The organism is Paeniroseomonas aquatica (assembly GCF_030409335.1).
GTDB lineage: Bacteria > Pseudomonadota > Alphaproteobacteria > Acetobacterales > Acetobacteraceae > Belnapia > Belnapia aquatica.
In genome coordinates this window covers 1-24765 of record NZ_JAUFPN010000193.1, presented here as the reverse complement: position 1 = coordinate 24765, position 24765 = coordinate 1, and the positions used below count along the sequence as shown (strand labels likewise).

29 protein-coding genes are annotated in these 24765 nt (G+C 73.3%); 14 read left to right on the top strand and 15 right to left on the bottom strand.

Annotation, left to right across the window (positions count from 1 at the left end):
- Positions 1-52 precede the first annotated feature (52 nt).
- The 3 genes from QWZ14_RS23905 to QWZ14_RS23895 all read right to left on the bottom strand — a co-directional run bounded on the left by QWZ14_RS23905 (position 53) and on the right by QWZ14_RS23895 (position 1763).
- On the bottom strand, positions 53-733 hold the full coding sequence (locus QWZ14_RS23905; RefSeq protein WP_290319470.1) for a hypothetical protein: 681 nt from the start codon (positions 731-733) through the stop codon (positions 53-55).
- Positions 730-894 carry a DUF1328 domain-containing protein gene (locus QWZ14_RS23900; RefSeq protein ID WP_290319468.1) on the bottom strand — a complete coding sequence of 55 codons (165 nt, stop codon included), beginning with the start codon at positions 892-894 and terminating at the stop codon, positions 730-732. Before QWZ14_RS23900 ends, QWZ14_RS23905 begins: the two co-directional genes overlap by 4 nt.
- A gap of 122 nt (positions 895-1016) precedes the next feature.
- Positions 1017-1763, bottom strand: a complete 747-nt coding sequence (locus QWZ14_RS23895) for a PhyR family response regulator anti-anti-sigma factor (RefSeq protein ID WP_290319467.1) — start codon at positions 1761-1763, stop codon at positions 1017-1019.
- Between the two features lie 96 nt (positions 1764-1859).
- Here QWZ14_RS23895 and QWZ14_RS23890 point away from each other — a divergent pair, with 96 nt between their 5' ends.
- The 3 genes from QWZ14_RS23890 (at position 1860) to QWZ14_RS23880 (ending at position 3303) form a co-directional block, all read left to right on the top strand.
- Positions 1860-2345 (top strand): sigma-70 family RNA polymerase sigma factor, encoded by a 486-nt coding sequence (locus QWZ14_RS23890; RefSeq protein ID WP_290319466.1) that lies wholly within the window; start codon positions 1860-1862, stop codon positions 2343-2345.
- A 79-nt stretch (positions 2346-2424) separates the two neighbouring features.
- On the top strand, positions 2425-3033 hold the full coding sequence (locus QWZ14_RS23885) for a sigma-70 family RNA polymerase sigma factor (protein WP_290319465.1): 609 nt from the start codon (positions 2425-2427) through the stop codon (positions 3031-3033).
- Between the two features lie 72 nt (positions 3034-3105).
- Positions 3106-3303, top strand: coding sequence for a NepR family anti-sigma factor (locus tag QWZ14_RS23880; RefSeq protein ID WP_377754575.1), 198 nt, complete (start codon positions 3106-3108; stop codon positions 3301-3303).
- A 70-nt stretch (positions 3304-3373) separates the two neighbouring features.
- Here QWZ14_RS23880 and QWZ14_RS23875 read toward each other — a convergent pair whose 3' ends face one another.
- Positions 3374-4963 (bottom strand): 2-isopropylmalate synthase, encoded by a 1590-nt coding sequence (locus QWZ14_RS23875; RefSeq protein WP_290319462.1) that lies wholly within the window; start codon positions 4961-4963, stop codon positions 3374-3376.
- A 372-nt stretch (positions 4964-5335) separates the two neighbouring features.
- On the opposite strand from QWZ14_RS23875, the gene QWZ14_RS23870 reads away from it, so the two are divergent.
- Positions 5336-5614: a cupin domain-containing protein gene (locus tag QWZ14_RS23870; protein WP_290319461.1), complete on the top strand. Its 279-nt coding sequence runs from the start codon at positions 5336-5338 to the stop codon at positions 5612-5614.
- Here the strand turns inward: QWZ14_RS23870 and QWZ14_RS23865 are convergent.
- The 6 genes from QWZ14_RS23865 to miaA all read right to left on the bottom strand — a co-directional run bounded on the left by QWZ14_RS23865 (position 5611) and on the right by miaA (position 12091).
- Positions 5611-6591, bottom strand: a complete 981-nt coding sequence (locus QWZ14_RS23865) for a tripartite tricarboxylate transporter substrate-binding protein (protein ID WP_290319460.1) — start codon at positions 6589-6591, stop codon at positions 5611-5613. The genes QWZ14_RS23870 and QWZ14_RS23865 overlap by 4 nt on opposite strands.
- A gap of 17 nt (positions 6592-6608) precedes the next feature.
- A complete protein-coding gene (gene puuE / locus QWZ14_RS23860; RefSeq protein WP_290319459.1) occupies positions 6609-7562 on the bottom strand; it encodes an allantoinase PuuE in 954 nt (317 codons plus the stop codon).
- 42 nt (positions 7563-7604) lie between these two features.
- The gene (gene ilvC / locus QWZ14_RS23855; RefSeq protein WP_290319458.1) at positions 7605-8621 is read right to left on the bottom strand and encodes a ketol-acid reductoisomerase; all 1017 of its coding nucleotides are present in this window, start codon (positions 8619-8621) and stop codon (positions 7605-7607) included.
- A gap of 45 nt (positions 8622-8666) precedes the next feature.
- Positions 8667-9191, bottom strand: a complete 525-nt coding sequence (gene ilvN / locus QWZ14_RS23850) for an acetolactate synthase small subunit (protein WP_290319456.1) — start codon at positions 9189-9191, stop codon at positions 8667-8669.
- Positions 9192-9264: 73 nt separating this feature from the next.
- On the bottom strand, positions 9265-11058 hold the full coding sequence (locus QWZ14_RS23845) for an acetolactate synthase 3 large subunit (RefSeq protein WP_290319455.1): 1794 nt from the start codon (positions 11056-11058) through the stop codon (positions 9265-9267).
- Between the two features lie 88 nt (positions 11059-11146).
- The gene (miaA, locus tag QWZ14_RS23840; protein WP_290319454.1) at positions 11147-12091 is read right to left on the bottom strand and encodes a tRNA (adenosine(37)-N6)-dimethylallyltransferase MiaA; all 945 of its coding nucleotides are present in this window, start codon (positions 12089-12091) and stop codon (positions 11147-11149) included.
- A gap of 29 nt (positions 12092-12120) precedes the next feature.
- Here miaA and serB point away from each other — a divergent pair, with 29 nt between their 5' ends.
- The 9 genes from serB (at position 12121) to QWZ14_RS23795 (ending at position 18235) form a co-directional block, all read left to right on the top strand.
- Positions 12121-13017, top strand: a complete 897-nt coding sequence (serB, locus tag QWZ14_RS23835; RefSeq protein WP_290319453.1) for a phosphoserine phosphatase SerB — start codon at positions 12121-12123, stop codon at positions 13015-13017.
- 98 nt (positions 13018-13115) lie between these two features.
- Entirely contained in the window at positions 13116-13820 is a 705-nt protein-coding gene (locus QWZ14_RS23830) for a peroxiredoxin (RefSeq protein WP_290319452.1), read from the top strand.
- Positions 13817-14236, top strand: coding sequence for an ArsR/SmtB family transcription factor (locus QWZ14_RS23825; protein ID WP_290319451.1), 420 nt, complete (start codon positions 13817-13819; stop codon positions 14234-14236). The genes QWZ14_RS23830 and QWZ14_RS23825 overlap by 4 nt, the downstream gene beginning before the upstream one ends.
- The gene (locus QWZ14_RS23820; protein WP_353959337.1) at positions 14233-15003 is read left to right on the top strand and encodes a sulfite exporter TauE/SafE family protein; all 771 of its coding nucleotides are present in this window, start codon (positions 14233-14235) and stop codon (positions 15001-15003) included. The genes QWZ14_RS23825 and QWZ14_RS23820 overlap by 4 nt, the downstream gene beginning before the upstream one ends.
- 29 nt (positions 15004-15032) lie before the next feature.
- Positions 15033-15926, top strand: a complete 894-nt coding sequence (locus QWZ14_RS23815) for an MBL fold metallo-hydrolase (RefSeq protein ID WP_290319450.1) — start codon at positions 15033-15035, stop codon at positions 15924-15926.
- Between the two features lie 18 nt (positions 15927-15944).
- Complete coding sequence (locus tag QWZ14_RS23810) at positions 15945-16367, top strand: YeeE/YedE family protein (RefSeq protein ID WP_290319449.1); 423 nt, start codon at positions 15945-15947, stop codon at positions 16365-16367.
- A 4-nt stretch (positions 16368-16371) separates the two neighbouring features.
- Positions 16372-16857, top strand: coding sequence for a DUF6691 family protein (locus QWZ14_RS23805; RefSeq protein ID WP_353959336.1), 486 nt, complete (start codon positions 16372-16374; stop codon positions 16855-16857).
- A 27-nt stretch (positions 16858-16884) separates the two neighbouring features.
- Positions 16885-17085 carry a YgaP family membrane protein gene (locus QWZ14_RS23800; RefSeq protein ID WP_290319447.1) on the top strand — a complete coding sequence of 67 codons (201 nt, stop codon included), beginning with the start codon at positions 16885-16887 and terminating at the stop codon, positions 17083-17085.
- A gap of 208 nt (positions 17086-17293) precedes the next feature.
- Complete coding sequence (locus tag QWZ14_RS23795; protein WP_290319445.1) at positions 17294-18235, top strand: alpha/beta fold hydrolase; 942 nt, start codon at positions 17294-17296, stop codon at positions 18233-18235.
- A gap of 51 nt (positions 18236-18286) precedes the next feature.
- Here the strand turns inward: QWZ14_RS23795 and QWZ14_RS23790 are convergent, their stop codons facing one another.
- From QWZ14_RS23790 to hflK, 3 genes are all read right to left on the bottom strand, one after another.
- A complete protein-coding gene (locus QWZ14_RS23790) occupies positions 18287-19861 on the bottom strand; it encodes a DegQ family serine endoprotease (protein ID WP_290319443.1) in 1575 nt (524 codons plus the stop codon).
- A gap of 143 nt (positions 19862-20004) precedes the next feature.
- Entirely contained in the window at positions 20005-21036 is a 1032-nt protein-coding gene (gene hflC, locus QWZ14_RS23785; protein WP_290319442.1) for a protease modulator HflC, read from the bottom strand.
- A complete protein-coding gene (gene hflK / locus QWZ14_RS23780; RefSeq protein ID WP_290319441.1) occupies positions 21033-22253 on the bottom strand; it encodes an FtsH protease activity modulator HflK in 1221 nt (406 codons plus the stop codon). Before hflK ends, hflC begins: the two co-directional genes overlap by 4 nt.
- Before the next feature lie 194 nt (positions 22254-22447).
- Between hflK and QWZ14_RS23775 the strand changes: the two genes are divergently transcribed.
- Entirely contained in the window at positions 22448-23593 is a 1146-nt protein-coding gene (locus QWZ14_RS23775) for an Mrp/NBP35 family ATP-binding protein (protein ID WP_290319440.1), read from the top strand.
- A gap of 6 nt (positions 23594-23599) precedes the next feature.
- On the opposite strand, the gene QWZ14_RS23770 is transcribed toward QWZ14_RS23775, so the two are convergent.
- Both QWZ14_RS23770 and QWZ14_RS23765 read right to left on the bottom strand, forming a co-directional pair.
- The gene (locus QWZ14_RS23770) at positions 23600-24493 is read right to left on the bottom strand and encodes a ribokinase (protein WP_290319439.1); all 894 of its coding nucleotides are present in this window, start codon (positions 24491-24493) and stop codon (positions 23600-23602) included.
- Positions 24490-24765 (bottom strand): hypothetical protein (locus QWZ14_RS23765; protein ID WP_290319438.1); only part of this gene is annotated, 276 nt, incomplete at its 5' end. The genes QWZ14_RS23765 and QWZ14_RS23770, both read right to left, overlap by 4 nt.

Sequence of the window (24765 nt, the reverse complement as noted above, 5' to 3'; positions counted from 1 at the left end):
CGGAGGCCGGGGCCGAAGCCGGTGGCGGGCGGCTCGGCCGGAGGGGGCGCGCTCAGCGGGGCGGCTCTCCCGGCGGCACCGGGCGCATCGCCCCCGGCTCCGCACCGATCTGGGTGGCGAGCAGGGCGCGCCCCGCATCCCCGGCGCGGCCGGGGCCGGCGGCGGCCAGCTTCTGGCCGGGCCTGAGCAGGTCGCGGAAGGGCTCGGCCGTGCCGGCCGGCAGCAGGACGACGCTGCCATCCTCGAGGATGGCGCCGGCGACCTCGCCCTGCGGGGTGTAGTAGGGCTGCCGCACCACGCCCTCGAGGCTGAGCGGCTCCGCCCCCTCGCTGGCCTGGCGGCCGGAGAGCCGCCAGTAGAAGCGGTCGACCACCACCGGCGTCACCTCGGCGCCGGGGGCGAAGGCCAGCATGGTGATGACAGGCGCGTTGCGGGCGCGGATGCCCCAGACGATGATCGACCGGCCCGGCGCGGCGACCTGGCGGACCGCGGCGGCGACGTCGGGCGGGAAGCAGACCTGGGGCCCTTCCCGGAACATCAGCGCATCGACCTCCCCCCGGGGGTTCGACAGGTAGCGCTCGACGGTGCCGGTGAAGGAGGGCAGCTGGGTCGGGTCGAACCAGAGGTCCGAGCCCCGGGCCGGCGGGGCCTGCGCCGGCAGCCGGCCGGGCACGGCCGCCGCCAGCAGCAGCACCGGCAGCAGGCCGCGCCGCGGCATGCGCGGCAGGCTCATGCGCCGCGGATGACGCCGAAGACCAGCGACACCAGGAAGAGCACGAGGAAGACGGCGAAGAGGATCTTGGCGATGCCGGCGGCGGTGGAGGCGATGCCGCCGAAGCCGAAGAGGCCGGCGACGAGGGCCACCACCAGGAAGACCAGGGTCCAGTAGAGCAAGGCAGCCTCCGCGGCGGGTTGTTGCGGAGAAACGCCGGCTTGGCAACGGAGTTGCCTGTGGCGGGAGGACCGGGCCTCGCCGGCCTGCCGCAACAGGTGGTGAGGCCGCGGGGCGGCCCGGCTCAGACCGGCCGCACCCCGCGGGTGACGGCCTGGTAGGTGGCGACCGCCAGGGTGGTCGGGTCGAAGGGCTTGGTGATGATGAAGGCGGGCTCCACCGCCTCCCCGGTCAGCAGCCGCTCGGGGTAGGCGGTGACGAAGATGACCGGGGCGGTCAGGTCGCGCAGGATCCGGGCGACCGCGCTGGCGCCGTCGCCGCCGGCGCCGAGGTTGATGTCGGCCAGGACCAGCCCGGGGCGCTCCGCCCTGGCGATGGCCACCGCCTCCGCCTCGGTCGCGGCGATGCCGACGACGCTGTGGCCGCAGCGCTCCACCAGCTCCTGGATGTCGAGGGCGATGATCGGCTCGTCCTCGATGATCAGCACCCGGGCGGTGATGCCGGTCAGCAGGCCGCCGCGGGCGATCCGCAGCTCGTGCTCGGCCTCGGCCGGATGGATCCGGCAGGCGGCGGCGGCGGCGGTCAGCGGCTGCTCCTCGAGCGCGGTGAGCAGCAGCAGCATGCGCTGGACCAGCGACATGCCGGCGCTGTCCGGCTGCGGCGCGGCATCGGCGGCGCGGACCGCGTCGCCGATCGCCCCGTAGAGGATGGCGCGGGCGGTGACACCTTCCGGGAAGGCCTCGGTCACGACATGGCGCAGGGCATCCGCCACCACCGCGTCGCCCTGGGCTTGCGTGCCGGTCAGGGCGCGGGCATAGCGCCGCGCATAGGGCAAAGCCCTGATCAATTCGGCCCGGTCGATCGCGCTCATGCCGTTGTCATCCTGCGCACGCGAAGGACATCCTCGCCCCAATCCATACAGGTTGATATTGAGCATGCCGTGACCGAACAAGCCATGGATCGCGCGTTGCGTGCAGCGCTCGCGCAATTGTTGCCGGAGCTCAGGGCTTTCGCCCGATATCTCTCGGGATCCCGCAGCGAAGCCGACGATCTGGTGCAGGAGGCGGTCCTGCGGACCCTGCGGGCGCTGGACGGCAAGGCCGAGGGGGTCGACCTGCGGGCCTGGTGCCTGGCGGTGGTGCGCAACACCTTCCATGAGCAGCTGCGGTCCCGCCGGCGCGAGCAGCGGCTGGCCGAGGCCCTGCCCGAGGGCGAATCGCCGGCCGACCAGGAGGTGCCGGGCCGGATGCGCGACCTGACCCGGGCGCTGCGGGGCCTGCCGCCGCTGCTGCGCGAGGCGGTGATCCTGGTCGGGGCCCAGGGGCTGTCCCATGCCGAGGCGGCGGCCATCTGCGCCGTGCCGCTCGGCACCATGAAGGCCCGGGTGTCCCGGGCGCGGCGGCTGCTGGCGGACCAGCTCGGCCGGGTCGCTCCCGACCCCGTGATGGATTAAAATGCATCTGACGCGTGCGTGATGCATCCTTCGGGCGGCGCCGGTCACTCCTCCTCAGATGACCGAGGGGAATGGGACTATGGACGGCACCACCGACATCGCACCGACGCAGGCCCGCGCCGTCAGCACCGCCGCCGAATTCCACGGCCAGCTCGTCGCCCTGCTGCCGAAGCTGCGGGTGCAGGCGCTGGCGCTGACCCGCAACCGCGCCGCGGCCGAGGATCTGGTCCAGGACGCCGTGGCCAATGCGCTGGCCGCCAAGGACAGCTTCACGCCCGGCACCAACTTCGCCGCCTGGATGCATCGCATCCTGCGCAACCGCTTCATCAGCACCCTCCGCAAGCAGCGCGAGACCACCGACATCGACGACCTGCCGATGAGCGCCTTCGCCGTCTCGGGGGCGCATGAGGACCGGCTGGTGCTGAAGGAGCTGAGCCGCGCCCTGGGCAAGCTGCCCTCCGACCAGCGCGAGGCGCTGTTCATGGTGGTGCTGCAGGGCCTGTCCTATGAGGAAGTGGCCCAGGCGACCGGCTGCGCCGTCGGCACGGCGAAAAGCCGCGTCTTCCGGGCCCGCCGCCAGCTGCAGACCTGGCTGACCGGCGAGGAGCACCCGGCCCCGGTGCGTACCGGCAAGCATGATGGCCGAACCGATACGGTCGCAGTTGGCGAAGCTCGTTCCGCGGTCTAGTGTGACATGATGCGGAGTTCGGTGGCGCCCCTGCCGAGGGTCGCCCCCAGCCCGTGCTTGGCGGCCGGGATGATGGGCAAGAGCGACAAGAAGCGTGCAACCGGCCCGGCGAAATCCGGCACCGACCAGGAGGGCAAGGAGGTGGATCAAGCCTTCGATGTCTGGCTGAAGCGCGGGCTGCACCAGCTATACGACACGGTGGCGCAGGAGCCGATCCCCGAGGATCTGCTCCGCCTCATCGAAGGGGACCGGGACGCCTCCAAGAAATAGGCCCCCCGCCCCACCCCAGTGATCCGACAAGGCCCGGGCGATCCACCCGGGCCTTCGCCGTGTCCGGGGCTCAGGCCGAGAGCGCGGCCTGGATCTCGCCCGGGGCGGTCCGCTGGCGCTTCACCAGCAGCTTGTTCAGGGCATGCACATAGGCCCGGGCCGAGGCGACGATGGTGTCGGTATCGGCGCCCTGGCCGTCGACCATCTTGCCCTCCTCCTCCAGCCGCACGGTGACCCGGGCCTGGGCGTCGGTGCCGCCGGTCACGCTCTGGACCGCATAGAGCTTGAGCTGGACGTCGTGCGGGAAGGCATGGCGGATGGCGTTGAAGGTGGCATCCACCGCGCCGTCGCCGGTCGCCATGCCGTCCCGCCGGTCGCCATCCACTTCCAGCGCCAGGGTCGCCATCGGCTTGGTGCCGAGGCCGGTCGCGACCGTCAGCGCCAGCAGCTTCACCCGGTCGTTGCCGCGGACCACCTCGTCGTCGACCAGGGCCACGACATCCTCATCGTAGACCACCTTCTTGCGGTCGGCGAGGTCCTTGAAGCGGCGGAAGGCGTCGTTCAGCTGGTTGTCGCCGACGGTGTAGCCGAGGGTCGCCAGCTTGTCGCGGAAGGCGGCCCGGCCGGAATGCTTGCCCAGCACCAGGCTGTTGGTGGTCCAGCCGACGCTCTCGGGCGTCATGATCTCGTAGGTCGAGGCATCCTTCAGCACGCCGTCCTGGTGGATCCCGCTCTCATGCGCGAAGGCGTTGCGGCCGACGATGGCCTTGTTCGGCTGCACGTCGAAGCCGGTGATGGTCGCCAGCAGCTTGCTGGTCTTCAGCAGCTTCTGATGGACAATGGAATTCGTATACGGCAGCGCGTCGCGCCGGGTCCGCAGCGCCATCGCCACTTCTTCCAGGCTGGCATTGCCGGCCCGCTCGCCGATGCCGTTGATCGTGCTCTCGATCTGCCGGACGCCGGCCTGGATGGCGGCGACGGTGTTCGCCACGGCCATGCCGAGGTCGTTGTGGTTATGCGCGGAGAGGATGACCTTCTCGATCCCCGGGACCCGGTTGCGCAGGTCGCGGAAGATGCGGGCCATGTCCTCCGGCATCGAATAGCCGACGGTATCGGGGATGTTGATGGTGGTGGCGCCGGCCTTGATGGCGGCCTCGACGCAGCGGCAGAGGAAGTCGGGGTCCGAGCGGCTGCCGTCCTCGGCCGACCACTCCACGTCCTCGGCATGCTGGCGGCCGAGCGTGACGCTGGAGGTGGTGAGGTCCAGCACCTCCTCCGGGCTCATGCGCAGCTTGACCCGCATGTGCAGCTCGGAGGTGGCGAGCACGATGTGGATGCGCTTGCGGGCGGCGGGCTTCAGCGCCTCGGCGCTGCGCAGGATGTCGGCCGGGTTGGCGCGGCCGAGGCTGGCGACCACCGGCCCGTCCTTGGCGAATTTGCGGGCGATCGACTGCACGCTCTCGAAGTCGCCGGGGGAGGCGATGGCGAAGCCGGCCTCGATGACGTCGACGCCCAGCTCGGACAGGGCCTCCGCCATCCGCAGCTTCTCCTCGAGGTTCATCGAGAAGCCCGGGGACTGCTCGCCGTCCCGCAGGGTGGTGTCGAAGAAGATGATGCGGTTGTCGTCCAGCGTGCCGAAGCTGGGATGGGTGATGGCCATGGTGGAGATCCTTACACGTCGCGCAGTATCCGCCTCGGGTCCCCGGGGCACAGACCCCGGGCCCAGATCCCCTGAGCGAAGCCGGCCTTCAGCCGCGCGTCACGCCCAGGGGCGGATAAGTCGAAGCAGGAGGCCGAGGGGAAGGCGCGCGAGGCCGCCGGCGGCTGGGCCGCTGGTCAGGGCATCGGTGATGGCGCGCGGGTTCATGCGGAAGTTACCGTAGCGAGCCCGCAAGGGCCGGGCAAGCCGGGAATCGCCGCCGCGCCGCCGCATTATCCGCTGCCCATTCGCCCCATCCCCCGGCAGACTGCGGCGGGCACGGGCGGTGCCGCCGTCACCGGGATGGCCGGCCCGCGGGCCGGAGGACATGCCATGGAGCCCCAGGATTTCGCCGCGGTCCTCAGGGCCGAGGGCTTCGCCGAGGCCATTCCGCGCAGCCTGGCCGCGGGCGAGGCGACCCCGCTGCATACCCACGACTTCGACGCCAAGGTGCTGGTGACGGCCGGGGCCTTCACCCTCTGCCGCGACGGCATCGCCACCACCCATGGGCCGGGCGGGATGTTCAGCGTGCCGCGCGGCCACCCCCATGCCGAGGCGGCGGGGCCGGCGGGGGCCGAATACCTGGCCGGGCGGCGGGCCGCGGCGGCCTAGCCCTCCTCGGGGCGGAAGCCGCTCTCGGCGATGATCGGCGCCCACTTGTCGTAGTCGGCCCGCATCCGGGCGGCGAAATCGGCGGCCGGCAGCGGATAGGGCCGCAGCTCCAGCCGGGCGATCGCCTCGCGGTATTCCGGGGTGGCGATGGCCTCGGTCGCGGCGCGGTGCAGCGCCGCCGCCGTGGCCGCCGGGGTGCGGGCCGGCAGGAACAGGCCGAACCACTCGCTGCCGGTGAGCTGCGGGAAGCCCTGCTCGGCGAAGGTCGGCACGTCGGGGAAGCGCGGCAGCCGCTGCGCCGAGGAGACCCCGGCCAGCCGCACCGGCCCGCCGGGGTCGGCGGCCTGCGGCGCCAGGTCGACCATCGGGTGGAAGCTGGTGGCGATGCGGCCGCCGATCAAATCCTGGATCGCCGGGGCGCTGCCGCGATAGGGGATATGGGTCATCGCCAGCCCGGTCGCCTTGGCCAGCTGCACGCCGAGGAAATGCAGCATGCTGCCGGCGGCGGCGCTGCTGAAGGGGATCTCGGCCCGGCCGCGGCCCCAGGCCTGGAAATCCGCCAGGGTCGCGACGCTGCCGGCCATCGGGCCGACGCCCATGGCGAAGGGGAATTCCCCGGCCGGCGTCACCGGCAGCAGGTCGGCGAAGGGGTCGTAGCGCAGCGTCGCCGGGCGGTAGAGGTGGGGGAAGATCACCAGCATGCTGGCCGGGGTCAGCAGGATGGTGGTGCCGTCCGGCTCGGCCGCCTTGGCCGCCTCCACCGCCAGCCGTCCGGCGGCGCCGACCCGGTTCTCGACCAGCACGGTCTGGGCGTAGCTGCCGCGCAGCCGCTCGGCGACCAGCCGCGCGGTGGTATCGGCGCTGCCGCCGGCGGGGAAGCCGACCAGGATGCGGACGGCGCCGCGGGTCTGGGCCAGCGCCGGCGCGGCGAGGGCGGAGAGGGCGAGGCCGATGGCGGTGCGGCGCTGGATGAGCATGAGGCTTTCCCTGGCTGTCATTCTTGTGGGGGATGCTCGGCCAGCCAGTGGCGGGCGATGTCGGCGCGGCGGCAGACCCAGGTATCCCGGTGGCGGGCCACGTGGTCGAGGAAGCGCTCCAGCGCCGCCGCCCGCCCCGGCCGGCCCGAGAGCCGGCAATGCAGCCCGACCGACATCATCTTGGGCGCGGTCCGGCCCTCGCGGCGGAGGAAGTCGAAGGCGTCGGTCAGGTGCTGGGTGAAGCCGTCGTTGGCGGTGAAGCCCGGCGGCACCGCGAATTTCATGTCGTTGTTGTCGAGGGTGTAGGGCACCACCAGCAGCGGCTTGCCCGCCGCCTGCACGTAGTAGGGCAGGTCGTCGCCGTAGCTGTCGCTGTCGTAGAGGAAGCCGCCGTGCTCGGCGACGAGGCGGCGGGTGCGGAGCGAGACCCGGCCGGTGTACCAGCCGACCGGCGGGGCGCCGGTGGTCCGCGCGATGGTCTCGACGCAGCGGGCGATCTCGGCGCGCTCCACATGCTCGGGCACCGTGCGGTAGTCGATCCAGCGCCAGCCGTGCGAGGCGACCTCGTGCCCGGCCTCGGCGAAGGCCCGCGCCGCGGTCGGGTTCAGCTCCAGCGCCCGGCCGACGGCATAGATGGTGAGCGGCAGGCCGCGCTCGGCGAAGAGCCGCAGGATGCGCCAGACCCCGGCGCGGGCGCCGTAGTCGTATTGGGTCTCGACGGTGATGGCGCGCTCGCCGAGCGTGGGCGTGCCGCCGGGGACTTCCTGGAGATAGACCTCGGAGCCGCGGTCGCCGTTGAGGACGGTATTCTCGCCCCCCTCCTCGTAGTTCAGCACGAAGGAGAGCGCGAGGCGGGCGCCGCCGGGCCAGCGCGGGTCGGGCGGGTTGGGGCCGTAGCCGAGGAAGTCGCGGGGGTGCTCGGTGTCGCCTGCCAGGATATGGGGGGCGGGGAGGTGCGGGGCGTCGGGCATGACGGGATTGTTGCCCGTCCGGCCCGCGCCCCGCAATCCGCTTTAGTTCTTGGCCTTGTCGACCAGGGCGTTCTTCTTGATCCAGGGCATCATGGCGCGCAGCTTCTCGCCGACGTCCTCGATCTGGTGCTCGGCGAGCTTGCGGCGGGTCGCCTTGAAGCTGGCCTGGTTCACCTTGTTCTCCAGCATCCAGTCGCGGGCGAATTTGCCGGTCTGGATATCGGTCAGCACGCGCTTCATCTCGGCCTTGGTCTCGGCGGTGATGATGCGCGGGCCGGTGACGTACTCGCCGTACTCGGCGGTGTTGCTGATCGAGTAGTTCATGTTGGCGATGCCGCCCTCGTAGATGAGGTCGACGATCAGCTTCACCTCGTGCAGGCACTCGAAGTAGGCCATCTCGGGGGCGTAGCCCGCCTCGCAGAGCGTCTCGAAGCCGGCCTTGATCAGCTCGACCAGCCCGCCGCAGAGGACGGCCTGCTCGCCGAACAGGTCGGTCTCGCATTCCTCCTTGAAGGTCGTCTCGATGACGCCGGCGCGGCCGCCGCCGATGGCCGAGGCGTAGCTCAGCGCGATCTCGAGGCCGTTGCCCGAGGGGTTCTGGGCCAGCGCCACCAGGCAGGGCACGCCGCCGCCGCGCTGGTACTCGGAGCGCACGGTATGGCCCGGGCCCTTCGGCGCGATCATGAAGACGTCGAGGTCGGGGCGCGGGTCGAGCAGGTTGAAGTGGACGTTCAGCCCATGGGCGAAGGCCAGCGCCGCGCCCTCCTTCATGTTCGGGCCGAGGTGCTCGCGGTAGAGGTCGCCCTGGCCCTCGTCGGGGGTCAGCACCATGACCACGTCGGCCCATTTCGCCGCCTCGGCGGGGGCCATCACGGTGAAGCCGGCGGCCTTGGCCTTGTCGGCGCTGCTGCCGGGGCGGAGGCCGATGGCGATGTCGGCCTGGCCGCTGTCGCGCAGGTTCATCGCATGGGCATGGCCCTGGCTGCCGAAGCCGATGATCGCGACCTTCTTGGCCTTGATCAGGTTCACGTCGGCGTCGCGGTCGTAGTACACGCGCATGGTTGCGCTCCTTCTTGCTGGGACGAGGTTACTGGGACGGAAAACTCAGGACTGCAGGCCGCCGGGGCCGCGGGCGATGGCGACGACGCCGGTGCGCGAAACCTCGGCCAGGCCGATGGGCTGCATCAGGCCGATGAAAGCATCCAGCTTCTCGCCGGCGCCGGTCATCTCGAAGACGAAGCTCTCGGTGGTCGCGTCCACCACCCGGGCGCGGAAGGCGTCCGCCAGGCGCAGCGCCTCCATCCGGTGCTCGCCGCGGCCGACCACCTTGATCAGCGCCATCTCGCGGGCGATGTGCGGGCCCTCGAGGGTGAGGTCGCTGACCTTGTGCACCGGCACCAGCCTGTCGAGCTGCGCCTTGATCTGCTCGATCACCATGTCGGTGCCCGAGGTGACGATGGTGATGCGCGACAGCCGGCGGTCGGCATCGACCGAGGCGACGGTCAGGCTCTCGATGTTGTAGCCGCGGCCGGAGAACAGGCCGACGACGCGCGCCAGGATGCCCGCCTCGTTCTCGACGAGCACGGCGATGGTCGCGTTGCGCAAGGTGGTCTCGGACGGGTCGGGCATGGGATACGCCAATGCGGCAGGAGGATGCGCGCGCGGGGCGTAGCCGCCCCGCGGGAGAACGGCAAGGGCGGGGTCAGACCAGGACCTTGCCCTCATCGGTCACGCCGGCGACGCCGCCCTGCTGCCCCGGCGCCAGGATCATCTCGTTGTGGGCGGCGCCCGAGGGGATCATGGGGAAGCAGTTCTCGTCCTTGGCGACGGCAATATCGGCGATGACCGGGCCGGGATGCGCCAGCATCTCGCGGATCGCGTCATCCAGCTGCGAGGCCTCGGTCACCCGCATGCCGGTGGCGTGGAAGCTCTCGGCCAGCTTGACGAAATCGGGCAGCGACTGGCTGTAGCTCTCGGAGTAGCGGCTGCCGTGCAGCAGCTCCTGCCACTGCCGCACCATGCCCATGTACTCGTTGTTCAGGATGAAGATCTTCACCGGCAGGCGGTACTGCGCCAGCGTGCCCATCTCCTGGATGTTCATCAGGATGCTGGCCTCGCCGGCGATGTCGATCACCAGCGCGTCCGGATGCGCGATCTGCACGCCCATCGCCGCCGGCAGGCCGTAGCCCATGGTGCCGAGCCCGCCCGAGGTCATCCAGCGGTTCGGCTTCTGGAAGCCGAAGTACTGCGCCGCCCACATCTGGTGCTGGCCGACCTCGGTGGTGATGTAGGTCTCCCGCCCCGTCTCCTGCGTCAGCTCATAGAGCCGCTTCACCGCATGCTGCGGCTTGATGATGCTGCCTTCCTGGCGGTACTGCAGGCACTCGTTGCGGCGCCAGCCGTCGATGCTGCGCCACCAGGCGTCGATCGCCGCCTTGTCCTGCGGCATCTCCTCGGCATGCCAGCACTCGATCAGCGCGGCCAGCGTCGCCCCGGCATCGCCGACGATGGCGACGTCGACCTTGACGTTCTTGTTGATGCTGGAGGGGTCGATGTCGGCGTGGATCTTCTTCGAGTTCGGCGAGAAGGCGTTCAGCCGCCCCGTCACCCGGTCGTCGAAGCGGGCGCCGACGTTCAGCATGACGTCGCAGCCATGCATGGTCAGGTTCGCCTCGTAGGTCCCGTGCATGCCGAGCATGCCGAGGAACTGCCGGTCCTCGGAGGGATAGGCGCCGAGGCCCATCAGCGTGTTGGTGCAGGGCATGTTGGTCAGCCGCACGAACTCGGTCAGCAGGCGCGACGCCTCCGGCCCCGAGTTGATGACGCCGCCGCCGGCATAGACCACCGGGCGCTTGGCGCCCTTCAGCAGCCGCACCGCGGCGCGGATCTGCCCCATGTCCGGCGCGGTCTGCGGCCGGTAGCTGCGGTGGGCGGCCTGCGGCGCTTCCGAATACGGCCCCTTGCCGATCAGGATGTCCTTCGGCAGGTCGATCACGACCGGGCCGGGCCGGCCGGACTTCGCCACGTAGAAGGCCTCGTGCACCACGCCGGCGAGCTTGGCGATGTCCTTGACCAGGTAGTTGTGCTTGGTCGCCGGGCGGGTGATGCCGGTGGTGTCGGCCTCCTGGAAGGCGTCGTTGCCGATCAGGTGGGTCGGCACCTGGCCGGTCAGGCAGATCACCGGGATGCTGTCCATCAGCGCATCGACCAGGCCGGTCACCGCATTGGTGGCGCCGGGGCCGGAGGTGACCAGCACCACGCCCACCTTGCCGGTGCTGCGCGCGTAGCCCTCGGCGGCATGCACCGCCGCCTGCTCGTGGCGGACCAGGATGTGGCGGATGGCGTTCTGCTGGAACAGCGCGTCGTACAGCGGCAGGACGGCGCCGCCGGGATAGCCGAAGATGACCTCGACGCCGTTGTCCTTCAGCGCCTGGAGGACGATTTCCGCGCCATTCATGGTGCGGGCTTCGGTCTTCGTCTGGAGGGTGGCGGACATGGCGGGCTCCTCGGACACAACATCGCCCCGCCGGGTTGATCCCCGGGTCGCGGCGGAGGCGGAGGGTTAGACCCGCCGCCGCGCCGCGTCAACGCCACCGCTCAACAAATGCGAAGATTTCTGCCTGTTGGCTTTCCTGAAATTGCGTCACGCCCCCGATCCGCGCATGGATGATATGCGTGTCGGTCGGGTCGGCCAGCGGATGGTGGCGGAACCAAGTCGCCTGGCGCTTGGTGTACTGGCCGGTGTGCAGCACCGCCCGCGCCCGGGCAGCCTCCAGCGGCATCTCTCCCCTGATATGGGCCAGCAATTCCGGGACGCCATGGGCCCGCATCGCCGGCAGGGCGGGGTCGAGCCCCAGGGCCGCCAGCGCCCGCACCTCCTCCAGCGCCCCGGCGCCCAGCATGGCGTCGAAGCGGGCGGCGATGGCGTTCCGCAGCGCCTCCCGCGGCGGGTCCAGCCGCAGCGCGGCGAAGCGGAACGGCGCCGGCCCGGTATGCGCCCCCTCCCGCTGCCAGGCCGCCAGGCCGCGGCCGGTGCCGAGCAGCACCTCATAGGCGCGGGCGAGGCGCTGGCTGTCGCCGGGGCGGAGGCCGGCGGCGGTCTCGGCATCGAGCCGGGCATGGATCGCGGCGGGGCCGAGCGCGGCGAGCGCGGCCCGGGCCTCGGCCCGCGCCGCGGGCGGCACCGGCGGCAGGGCGGAGAGCCCCTCGGTCAGCGACAGGAAATAGAGCCCGGTGCCGCCGCAGAGGATCGGCAGCGGCACGGCCGCCATCTCGGCCAGCGCCGCGGCGCGCCACCAGGCGACGCTGGCCGGCTCGGCCGCGGGCCGGGTGCCGTAGAGGCGATGCGGCGCGGCGGCCTCCTCGGCCTCGGTCGGGCGGGCCGTCAGCACCCGCAGCTCGCGGTAGAGCTGCATGGAATCGGCATTGATGACGGTGCCGCCGAAGCGCCGCGCCAGCGCCAGGGCGAGGGCCGACTTGCCGCTGGCGGTGGGCCCGGCGACGAGCAGGGCGAGCGGGCGTTGCGTCATGCCACGGCCGGCGGCATGGTCCGGCCCGCATGTCCCATATCCTGACCCTGGTCGCCCCCGCGGGGGACCTCGACACCCCGACCCTCGCCCGGGTCCGCGCCGCCCTGGCCGCGCTCGGCGCCGACGCCGGCACGCCGGACTGGCTGGCCGAGGCCGAGGCCGCCGACATCCCCTTCGCCGGCCTCGCGCCAGAACAGGCCATCGCCGCCGCCCGGGCGACCCTGGGCGAGGCGCCGGTCGATGCCATCGCCACCCTGTCCGAAGGCCGCCGCAAGCGGCTTCTGCTCGCCGACATGGACAGCACCATCGTCACCACCGAGACGCTGGACGAGATGGCCGCCTTCGCCGGGCTGAAGGAGCGGATCGCCGGGATCACCCGCCGCTCGATGAATGGCGAGCTGGATTTCCGCGCCGCCCTCATCGAGCGCGTCGGCATGCTGAAGGGGCTGGACGAGAGCGCCCTGCAGCGCACCTGGGAGGCGACCGAGATCACCCCCGGCGCCCAGGCGCTGGTCGCCACCATGCGGGCGAATGGCGCGCATTGCGCCATCGTCTCGGGCGGCTTCACCTGGTTCACCGGGCGGGTGGCGGAGCGGCTGGGGTTCCATGCCCACTACTCCAACACCCTGGAGCTGGCCGATGGCAAGCTGGCCGGCACGGTGGCGGAGCCGATCCTCGACCGCGACGCCAAGCTGGCCACCCTCAAGCGGCTGGCGGCCGAGCATGGCCTGCCGCTGAGCGCGGCGCTGACCGTGGGGGACGGGGCGAACGACCTGGCCATGCTGCAGGCGGCCGGGCTCGGCGTCGCCTGGCGGGCCAAGCCGGTGGTCGCCGCCGCCGCCCGCGCCCGGGTGGACCATGCCGACCTGCGGGCGCTGCTCTTCGCCCAGGGCTACCGCGCGGCCGAGATCATCCCGGGGGCCTGAACCGCCGCCGCGCCGCGGGCCGCGGCAATGCCAAGTCGCATCACTTGATATTATACAAATCTATAATACATAAAGCGGCGATCAGGAAGGCTTGCCACATGCCGATACCGCCCGACGCCCCACCCCCCGAGCCCGCCCTGCGCGACGCGGCCCCCGCCCTGCCCGAGGCGGCGACCGGCTGGGTGCCCCGCCTCGGCGCCGCGGCCATGCCCTTCCGCGTGCGCACCACGCGCGGCGAGCGCAGCCTCGCCGACTATCGTGGCCGCTGGCTGCTGCTGTTCTCCCACCCCGCCGACTTCACCCCGGTCTGCACCTCGGAGTTCATCGCCTTCGCCCGCGCCCATGGCCGCTTCCAGGCGCTCGGCTGCGAGCTGCTCGGCCTCTCGGTCGACAGCCTCTTCGCCCACCTCGCCTGGGTCCGCAGCATCGAGGCCGGCTTCGGCGTCGAGATCCCCTTCCCCATCGCCGAGGACATCTCGATGGGGCTGGCCCGCGCCTACGGCATGCTCCACCCGGCCGACACCAGCACCGCGACGGTCCGCGGCAGCTTCCTGATCGACCCTTCCGGCAGCATCCGGATGCTGAGCTACTACCCGATGACCACCGGCCGCAGCGTCGAGGAGCTGCTGCGCACCCTGGCGGCGCTGCAGGAGAGCGACGCCTCCGGCCTCTCGACCCCGGCCGACTGGCGGCCCGGCGAGGCCGGGGTGCTGCCGCCGCCGCTGACCGTGCAGGAGGCCGCCGCGCGCAGCGCCGCCGGCGCGCCGGACTGGTACTACCTCTCTCGGGCGGCGCGGCCATGACCGGCTGCGACCCGGAGGCCGCCGCCGACTTCCTCCGCGGGCTGGCCCACCCGATGCGGCTCCGCATCCTCTGCCGCCTGCTCGAGGGTGAGCTGGCGGTCGCCGGCTTCGAGGCCGAGCTCGGCCTGCGGCAGCCCAACCTCTCGCAGCAGCTCGCGGCGCTCCGCGAGGCGGGGCTGGTGGCCACCCGGCGCGAGGCGAAGTCGGTGGTCTACCGCCTGGCCGACCGCCGGGTCGCCGGCATGCTGGAGGCGCTGCGCCAGGCCATGGGCGGCCCCGCCGCGCCGCCGCCGGAGCGGATCCTGGTGAGCCTGCCGCAGCCCCGCGCCGCCACCCCGCCCCGGCCCGCCGGCGAGGCCGGGGTCTTCGCCGCCGCCGGCTGGGACCTGCCGCCGGCCAAGGGGCCGCGGCCATGATGCAGGCGGCCCTCTCGCTCGGCTCCGGCGGCATCGTCGGCTTCGTGCTCGGGCTGATCGGCGGCGGCGGCTCCATCGTCGCCACGCCGCTGCTGCTCTATGCCGTGGGCCTCTCGCCGCATGTGGCACTCGGCACCGGGGCGCTGGCGGTCTCGGCCAATGCCTTCGTCAATTTCGTCGGGCACGCCCGGGCCGGCAACGTCCGCTGGAGCATCGCCGCGGCCTTCTCCCTGGCCGGTGTCCTCGGGGCGCTGGCCGGCTCGACCCTCGGCAAGGCGGTCGACGGCGAGCGGCTGATTTTGCTGTTCGCGGTCATGATGATCGTGATCGGCGGCGCCATGCTGCGGCCGCGGCGCGACGGCGCGGGCGCGGCCCCGGCCGCGCTCACCCGGGCCATGGCCCTGCGGGTCGGCGGCGTCGGCCTCGGCGTCGGGCTGCTGTCGGGCTTCTTCGGGATCGGCGGCGGCTTCCTGATCGTGCCCGGGCTGATCCTGGCGACCGGCATGTCGATGCTCAACGCCGTCGGCACCTCGCTGCTCGCGGTCGGCGTCTTCGGCCTGGCGACCGCCATGAACTACGCCGCCTCCGGCCTGGTGGACTGGGCGGTCGCCGCACAATTCATCGCCGGCGGGATCGGCGGCGGCTGGCTCGGCATGCGCGCCGCCTGCCGGCTCGCCGCCGACCGCAACACGCTGAACCGGATCTTCGCCGGCATCGTCTTCACCGTGGCCCTCACCATCATCTGGCGCTCGGTCGGCCACGCCTGACAGCACCGCGCCACAAGAAGGATATCGCCATGTCGGACATTCCCGCGGGCATCGACGCCGGCACAAGGCCGGAGGTCACGCCCTTCTTCGATGCGGAGACCAACACCATCAGCTACGTGGTGAAGGACCCTGCCTCCGCCGCCTGCGCCGTCGTCGACAGCGTGCTCGACCTCGACTGGGCGGCGGGGCGCACCGCCGCCCGCTCGGCGGATGCGATCATCGCCCATGTCCGCGCGCACGGCCTCCGCCTCGAATGGCTGATCGAGACGCATGTGCATGCCGACCACCTCTCGGCCGCGCCCTACATCCAGCGCGAGCTCGGCGGCCGCATCGGCATCGGCGACCGCATCACCGAGGTGCAGGAGACCTTCGGCAAGGTCTTCAACGAGGGCACCGAGTTCCGCCGCGACGGCAGCCAGTTCGACCGGCTGTTCCACGACGGCGACAGCTACCGGATCGGTGGGCTGACCGCGGTGGCGCTGCACACCCCCGGCCACACGCCCGCCTGCATGACGCATGTGATCGGCGATGCCGCCTTCGTCGGCGACACGCTCTTCATGCCGGACGGCGGCACCGCGCGGGCCGACTTCCCCGGCGGCGACGCCCGGGTGCTCTACCGCTCCATCCGGCGGGTGCTGGCGCTGCCGCCGGCGACGCGGCTCTTCATGTGCCACGACTACGGCCCGAACGGGCGGGAGATCCGCTGGGAAACCACCGTCGCCGAGGAGCGGGCGCACAACATCCATGTCCGCGACGGCATCGGCGAGGAGGAATTCGTCGCCATGCGCACCGCGCGCGACGGGACGCTGGCCATGCCGCGGCTGATCATCCCCTCGATCCAGGTGAACATGCAGGCCGGGCGGCTGCCGGCGCCGGGCCCTGACGGCAAGCGCTTCCTCAAGGTGCCGCTCGACATCCTCTGACCCGCGACGGAGGCCCGGATGACGCAATTCACCCCCTGGTCGGCCGCGGCGGGCGGCGCGCTGATCGGCGCCGCGGCGGCGCTGCTCTGGGTCGCGCTCGGCCGCATCGCCGGCATCAGCGGCATCCTCGGCGGCCTCGCCGGGGCGCCGGCCGGCGAGCGCGGCTGGCGGCTCGCCTTCCTCGCCGGCCTGGTCGGGGCGCCGCTGGTCGCCGCCGCGGCCTTCGGCGCGCCGGAGGCGCTGGTCGCGGCGGGGCCGGCGCGGCTGGCCCTGGCCGGGCTGCTGGTCGGCTTCGGCACCCGGCTCGGCACCGGCTGCACCAGCGGGCACGGCGTCTGCGGCATCGCCCGGCTCTCGCCGCGCTCGATCGCGGCGACGGGCGTCTTCATGGCGACGGCGGCGGCGACGGTCTTCGTCGCGCGCCATGTGCTGGGGAGCTGAGCCGGTGCCGCGGATCCTGGCCGCCCTCGCCGCCGGCCTGCTGTTCGGCCTCGGCCTCGTCGTCTCCGGCATGGTGAACCCGGCCAAGGTGCTGGGCTTCCTCGATGTCGCCGGCGACTGGGACCCGAGCCTCGCCTTCGTCATGGCGGCGGCGATCCCGGTGGCGGCGCTCGGCTTCCAGCTCGGCGGCCGGATGCCGGCGCCGCTCTGCGCCCCGGCCTTCGCGCCGCCGGCGCGGCGGCGGATCGACGCGCGGCTGCTCGGCGGCGCCGCGCTCTTCGGCATCGGCTGGGGGCTGGCGGGCTTCTGCCCGGGGCCGGCGCTGGCCTCGCTCGGCTTCGGCGGCTGGCCGGTGCTGGGCTTCGTGGCGGCGATGCTGGCCGGGATGGGGCTCCACCGCCTGGCCGAGGGCGGCGCCACGCCCCGCCCCGGCCGCGATGGCCCCGGACAGGTTGCGCCAGCGCAATGCGGTTCCGGCCGGCGCCGCTAATCTCCGCGTCTTGGCAGGAGAAAGACCATGACACGCAACGTGGGTGGCATCGACAAGGGACTGCGGATCGCGGCCGGGCTGCTGCTCCTGGCCCTCGGCTGGTTCGGCCCGCTCGGCTGGTGGGGGCTGATCGGCCTGGTGCCGCTGGCGACCGGGCTGATCGGCACCTGCCCGGTCTACAGCCTGCTCGGGCTGAACACCTGTCCGCTCGACCGCCGCAGCGCCTGACCGCGGCCGCCCGCCTCGCCCCGGCTTCGGGCCGGCGCCGCGGTCCGGGGTGAGCGAGGTCGGCCCCGGCCTGCCGGCGGCACGGGGGCGGCGGCGCGGATGGCCGGGGGCGGGCCGGTCCATGCCGGCGGGCTGCCGATGACAAGCGCCGCCGCCGCCGCATATCTGGCACGGAAGCCTGCCGGCCTGCGGCGGCGGGAGGATCGGGATGCACCGTGCCGTGACCATCATCGTCGTGGCGCTGGGCGTCCTGCTGCTGGCGGCCGGGATCTGGCTCTACAACCCCGACCTGCCCCGTGCCGCGCTGGAGCGCCGCTGGGCGCCGCCGCCCTCCCGCTTCGTCGAGGCGGCCGGGGTGCGGCTCCACATCCGCGACACCGGGCCGCGCGACGGCCCGGCGGTGCTGCTGATCCACGGCTTCGGCTCCTCCCTGCACACCTGGGAGGCCTGGGCGCCGCTGCTGCAGGACCGCTTCCGCCTGGTCTCGCTCGACCTGCCGGGCTTCGGCCTGACCGGGCCCGACCCGACCGGCGACTACTCCGACGAGCGGGGCATCGCCGTGCTGGCGGCGCTGCTGGACCGGCTCGGGATCGGGCAGGCGGCGGTGGTCGGCTCCTCCATGGGCGGGCGGATCGCCTGGCGCTTCGCCGCGGCCGAGCCGGCGCGCGTCCCGAAGCTCGTGCTCATGGCGCCGGACGGTTTCGCCAGCATGGGCCGCGAATACGGCCGCGCGCCCGAGAAGCTGCCCTGGCTGATGCGGCTGCTGCCCTATACCGCGCCGAAGCCGCTGCTGCGCCGGACGATGCGGAACGCCTACGCCGTGCCCGGCGTGCTGACGGATGCGGTGGTGGAGCGCTACCACGCCATGCTGCTCGCGCCCGGGGTGCGGCAGGCCATCCTCGACCGCCTGCTGCAGTCGCGCCTGCTGCCGCCCGAGCCGATCCTGGCGACGATCCGTGTGCCGGTGCTGCTGCTCTGGGGCGAGCGGGACGGCGCGGTGCCGGCCGCCCATGCCGCCGACTACGCGCGCGCCCTGCCCGATGCGCGGACGGTGATCCTGCCCGGGATCGGCCACGTGCCGATGGAAGAGGCGCCGGAGGCCTCGGCGCGGGCGCTGCGGGCCTTCCTCGAGGGCGGGGCGGGCGACTGACGCCCGCCGCCCGGTGGTGCGGGGGCCGGTCGCCCGGCCCCCGCCTCAGTCTCAGCCCGGGCTGCCGCGCTCGCCGCGCAGCCGCAGCGGCACGAAGCGCTGGCCCTGGGCGGTCTCGATCAGCAGCAGCGCGCTCGGCCGGTTCTGCTTCCGCAGCGCCTCCAGCCGGGCCACCACCTCCTGCGGCGTGTTCACCCGCTCCTGCTGCACCTCGACGATGACGTCGCCGGGGCGCAGCTCGCGCTCGGCGGCGGGGCTGTCGGGGGCCACCTCCATGATGACCACGCCGCGCTGGTCGGGCTTCAGGCTGAAGCGCTCGCGCGCCTCGGGCGAGATCGGGCCGACCCGCAGGCCGAGGCCCGAGAGCTCGGTCGGGCGGTTGGCCGGCGGCGTCGGGGTGGCGGCGGCCTGCTGCGCCTCGGCGGGCAGCTCGCCGACCGTGACGTCGAGGCTCTGTTCGCGGCCGTCGCGCCAGACCACCACCGGGGCCGGCCGGCCGACCGGGGTCTCCGCCACGATCCGCGGCAGGATGCGCATCTCACGCACCTCCTGGCCGTTGAAGCGCAGGATGACGTCGCCGTTGCGGATGCCGCCCTTGGCGGCCGGGCCATCCTCCTGGGCGCGGGCCACCAGGGCGCCGCGGCCGCCGCCGGTCAGGCCCAGGCTCTCGGCGATCTCGTCGGTCACCTGCTGGATGTTCACCCCGAGCCAGCCGCGCCGCACCTTGCCGCCGTCCCTGAGCTGGGCGGTGATGTTGCGCGCGAGGTTGGAGGGGATAGAGAAGCCGATGCCGATCGACCCGCCGGAGGGCGAGTAGATCGCGGTGTTGATGCCGACGACCTTGCCCTCGAGGTTGAACAGCGGCCCGCCGGAATTGCCGCGGTTGATGGCGGCGTCGGTCTGGATGAAGTCGTCGTACATGCCCTGGCGGATGTCGCGGCCGCGGGCGGAGACGATGCCGGCGGTGACGGTGCCGCCGAGGCCGAAGGGATTGCCGATGGCCAGCACCCAGTCGCCGACCTGGGCGGTGTCGCTGTCGCCGAACTGCACCGCGTGCAGCGGCTTGTCGGTCTTGATCCGCAGCACCGCGAGGTCGGTGCGCGGGTCGGTGCCCAGCAGCTCGGCCCGGATCGAGGTGTTGTCGGACAGGATGACGTTGATCTCGTCAGCGCCGTCGATGACGTGGTTGTTGGTCACCACGATGCCGCTGGTGTCGATGATGAAGCCGGAGCCGAGCGACTGGGCGCGGCGCGGGCGCTGCTGCTCGGGCCCCTGGCCGGGCTGGCCGGGCTGGCCGGGGCGGTTGCGGTTGAAGAAGTCGCGGAAGAACTCCTCGAAGGGGCTCCCCGGCGGCGCCTGCGGCACTTCCGGCGCATCCGGCCGGTTGGCCCGGGCGGCGACGTTCTGGGTGGTCGAGATGTTCACCACCGCCGGCAGCAGCTGGCGGGCCAGCGGGGCGAAGGACTGCGGCGCGTCGCGCATCGGCACCGCCGGCGGCGCCCCGGCATCAGCCGGGGGGGCGCTGGCGGGCGGGGCGCCGAGCGCCGGCTGTGCCCTGGGCGACAGCGGCAGGGCGACGAGCAGGGCGGCCAGCGGGACAGCGAGACGGGGGTAGGATGGGCGCATCGGGGACACCTCGGGGGCGAAGGGGGAAGCGCATGCTTCCCGCCGGCCGGCTTGTTAGCGAAGACTAGGACACTTGGGTTGCAGCGCCTATTGCGCCACCCGGTGATGGGGGTGCGGCCCGGCGCCGCACCCCCACCGATCCGTCAGGGCCGCGCCGCAGGCTCGGCGGGGGGCGCCGTCGCGGCCGGTGGCGCCGGCGTGGCCGGCTCGGCCGGCGGCGCCGGCCGCNCGGCCGGCGGCGCCGGCCGCGGCACGACCACCGCCGGGGAGGCCGGCGGCGCCAGCGGCGTCGCCGCCGGATCCGGCCGGGTGGCGGTCGGGATGCTCCGGAAGTACTTGAAGAAGTCGCTTTCCGGGCTCAGCAGCAGGCGCGTCTCGCCGTCCGAGAAGGCCTCCCGCATCGCCTGCAGGGTCCGGGTGAACTGGAAGAACTCCGGGTCGCGCCGGTAGGCGTCGGCGAAGATGCGGATCGCCGTCTGCTCGCCCTGGCCGCGCAGGATCTCGGCCTGCGACTGCGCCTCGGCGATCAGCACGGTGCGGTCGCGCTCGGCCGCGGCGCGGATCCGCTGGGCCTGCTCGGCACCCTCGGCGCGCTGCTCCCGCGCCACCCGCTCGCGCTCGGACTGCATGCGCGACAGGATGGCCTGGGTGTTCTCCTCCGGCAGGTCGGCGCGGCGGATGCGGACATCCGTCACCTCGATGCCGAAGGACCGGGCCTCGGTGTTCACCCGCTGGCGGATCTCGCCCATGATCCGGGCGCGGTCGGCCGAGAGCACCGCCAGCAGCGTCTCGCTGCCGAGGGTGTTCCGCAGGGTCGAGGAGACGATCGGCCCGAGCCGCAGGCGGATGCCGTTCTCCGTCGCGCCCACCGTCTGGTAGAAGCGCAGCGGGTCGGTGATCAGGTAGCGGGTGAAGGTATCCACCACGATCCGCCGCTGGTCGCCGAGGATGACCTCCTGCCCCTGGGCGTCGAAGTCCAGCAGCCGGCGGTCGAAGCTGATCACGGTCTGGATGAAGGGCACCTTCACGTTCAGCCCCGGCTCCCGCACCACCCGGCGCGGCTCGCCGAACTGGGTGATGAGCACCTGCTGGGTCTGGTGGACCGTGAACAGCGAGGAGGCCGTGGCAAACAGCAGGGCCAGCAGCACGACGGCTGCGATGACGGCGCGGTTCATCGCGGCGTCCCTCCCTGGGGCGGCCGCGGCGTCTGCAGCATGGGCGGGGACTGGGTGGGCGGCGCCGGCTGGCGGCCGGCCGCGGGCGGACGCCCGGCCTGCTCGCCGAGGTTCAGGAAGGGCACCAGCCCCTGCAGCCGGTCATCCACGACGACCTTCGGATTGCGCCGCAGGATGTCCTCCATGGTCTCGAGATACAGGCGCCGCATGGTGATGTCCTGGGCCTGCTGGTAGGCGCCGAGCACGCTGATGAAGCGGGTCGCCTCGCCGCGGGCGCGGGCCTCCTGGCTGTCCCGGAAGCCCTGGGCTTCCTGCATCATCCGCTCCGCCTCGCCGCGGGCGCGGGGGATGATGTCGTTGCGGTAGGCCTCGGCCTCGTTGCGCTGGCGCTCCTTGTCGGCGGCGGCGCGCTGGACGTCGCGGAAGGCCTCGATGACCGCCGCGGGGGGGTCGACCTTCTGCAGCTGGACCTGGGTGATGACCACGCCGGCCTTGTACTGGTCGAGGATCGCCTGGGTGCCCTGGGCCACCTGGGTCTCGATCTGGCCGCGCGCCTCGGTCAGCGCCGGCTGGATCGGGGTGCGGCCGATGACCTCCCGCATCATGCTCTCGGCGGCCGACTTGATGGTGACCTCCGGGTTGCGGGTGTTGAACAGGAAGTCGGGCGCGCTGCCGATGCGCCAGCGGACGACGAAGTCGATGTCGATGATGTTCTCGTCGCCGGTCAGCATCAGGGATTCCTCGAGCACGTCGCGGCCGGTGCCGGCGCGCGGCGCGCTCGGGTCGCCCGAGCGGAAGCCGATGAAGACCAGGTTCTCGGTGGTGACGCGCGGCGTCTCGGCCACCTCGATCGGCCAGGGCATGTGGTAGTTCAGGCCCGGCTCGTCGCGGTGGTGGTAGGCGCCGAAGCGCAGCACCACGCCGAGCTCGTCCGGCTGGACCCGGTAGATGCCGCTGGCCGCCCAGGCGCCGAGGGCGAGGACGGCGAGGATCGCGATCACCCGGCCGCTGCCGGCGCCGCCCCCGCCGCCCGGCAGGAACAGGGTGGACCGCAGCCATTCCTGCGCCTTGCGGATCAGCTCGTCGAGGTCGGGTCCGGGGCCGCCTGGCCCGCCAGGGCCACGGCCGCCGCCCGGTGGTCCGGGTGGGGGAGTGCCCCACGGCCCGCCCGGTCTTGGGTTGCCCCAGGGGCTGGGTCCGCCGTTATTCAGCGCCATCGTTTGGTTCGGCCTCCGCTGGTCGTTCGTTCCGCCCGCCCATGCAGTCCCGCACCGCACCTCGGAGGTGGCTGGGGGCTGGATGCAGGGCGGTCCCCGGCCATATGAGACGCCCGGCCGGGTACCTTTTGCCCGCACGCTGAACAGCGCCCTGGCGGGCGCGATATTGTCGGGAATGGGGGGTTTTTCAAGCGATGGCCGAACAACTGGTCGATGCGGTGCGGGCCGCCCTGCGCTCCGTCCGGGACCCGGCGACGGGGCAGGACGTGGTGGACTCGGGGATGGTGCAGGGCCTGGCGGCGCGCGACGGGCTCGTGCAATTCGCCCTGGCGGTGCCGCGGGAGCGGGCGCGGGAGATGGAACCATTGCGGCTCGCGGCCGAGAAAGCGGCGGCTGGCGTGGCCGGCGTGCTGAGCGCGACCGCGGTGCTGACCGCCCACCGCGACGCGCAGGGGCCGAAGCCGGGCGGCGCCGGCGCCGCCGCGCCGCATGCCCATGCCCCGGCCCGCGCCCCGGCCAAGGCCCCGGCCGGGCAGGGCGCGATGCTGCTGCCGGAAGTGAAGAAAATTGTCGCCGTCGCTTCCGGCAAGGGCGGCGTCGGCAAATCGACCACCGCGGTGAACCTCGCGGTGGCGCTGGCGGCGCAGGGGCTGCAGGTCGGGCTGCTGGACGCGGATATCTTCGGCCCCTCGCTGCCGCAGATGCTCGGCACCCGGGAAAAACCGCGGACCGAGGGGCAGAAGATCATCCCGATCGCCCGCTGGGGGCTGAAGGCCATGTCCATCGGCTTCCTGGTCGAGGAGGAGACCGCGATGATCTGGCGCGGCCCGATGGTGATGGGCGCGCTGGAGCAGCTCATGGGCCAGGTCACCTGGGGGGCGCTCGACATCATGGTGGTCGACATGCCGCCCGGCACCGGCGACGCCCAGCTGACGATGTCCCAGCGGGTGCCGCTGGCCGGGGCGGTGATCGTCTCCACCCCGCAGGACGTGGCGCTGATCGACGCCCGGCGCGGGGTCAAGATGTTCGAGAAGGTGAATGTCCCGGTGCTCGGGCTGATCGAGAACATGTCCTACTACTGCTGCCCGAAATGCGGCGACCGGGCGGAGCTGTTCGGCCATGGCGGGGCGCGGGCGGAGGCGGCCAAGATGGGCGTCGAATTCCTTGGCGAGCTGCCGCTGAAGCTCGACATCCGGCTGCTGGCCGATGCCGGGACGCCGATCGTCGCCTCCCGCCCCGAGACCGAGGAGGCGGCGACCTACCGCGCCATCGCCGCCCGCTTGTGGGCCAAGCTGAACGGGGCGGAGGTGCCGGCGGCGCCGCGCTTCGTGGTGGAGTAGCCGGGCTCAGCCGGCCGGGGAGGCATCCAGCAGCCCATCCGTCTCGGCCGCCGCCGGCATGGCGGCGCCGGGCCGGGTGCAGGCCAGCGCCCCGGCGGCGCTGGCGCGGCGCAGCGCCGCGGGCAGCGGCAGGCCGCGGTCGAGCGCCGCGGCCAGCACGCCGCACCAGGCATCGCCGGCCCCGGTGGTGTCCGCCACCGGCACCGGGAAGGCCGGGACCCGCAGCAGGCCGGCGGCGGTGGCCAGGCCGGCGCCGGCCTCGCCCAGGGTGACCGCGACGTCGATGCCCAGCGCGCCGCGCAGCGCCACGGCCTCGGCGGCGCAGCCGAGTTGCCCGGCCAGCCAGGCCGCCTCGTGCTCGTTCGCCACCAGCAGGTCGAGGGCCGCCAGGACCTCGCGCGGCAGGGCGGCGGCCGGGGCCAGGTTGAGGATGATGCGGGCGCCCCGGTGGCGGGCGCGGCGGATGAGGGCGGCGGTTTCGCCGGGGTCCACCTCCATCTGCAGCAGCAGCAGGGTCGCCGGGCCGAGCGCCGCATCCGCCACCTGGGCGGCACGGGCCAGCAGGTTGGCGCCGCTGCCGACCGCGATCTGGTTGCGCCCGGCCGGGTCGACGCAGACCGCGGCGCAGGCGGTCGGCGCCGCCACCGTGGCGAGGCGCGAGAGGTCGACGCCGGCGGCGCGCAGCCCGGCCAGGGCGACCGCGGCCAGCGGGTCGGCGCCGACCGCGCCGGCGAAGGCGGTGGCGGCGCCGTCCCGTGCGACGGCGCAGGCCTGGTTGGCGCCCTTGCCGCCGGGCATCGCCCGGTAGCCGGGGCCGAGGACGGTATGGCCGGGGGAGGGCAGCGCCGGCAGCGCGAAGACGAGGTCGGCGACGACCGAGCCGAAGACCAGCACGCTCATCGCCGTGGCGCGGTCCAGCGCCCGATCAGGAAGCCCAGCAGCAGCATCCCGCCGAGCAGCGCCACCACCTCCCCGAACAGGGCATGCGCCAGCGGCAGGCCGATCAGCACCGCAAACACCAGGATCCCGACCCAGAGCCAGCGCTTCCAGCCCGCGAGCGGCGAGTCCGCCGGGGCCGGCCGGGCGGCGCGGGGGGCGCCGGCGCGGCCGGCGGGGCGCGCCGGGGGGCGCGTGGCACGGGGCTTCGGGGCGGGGCGGGCTGCCGCGGGCAT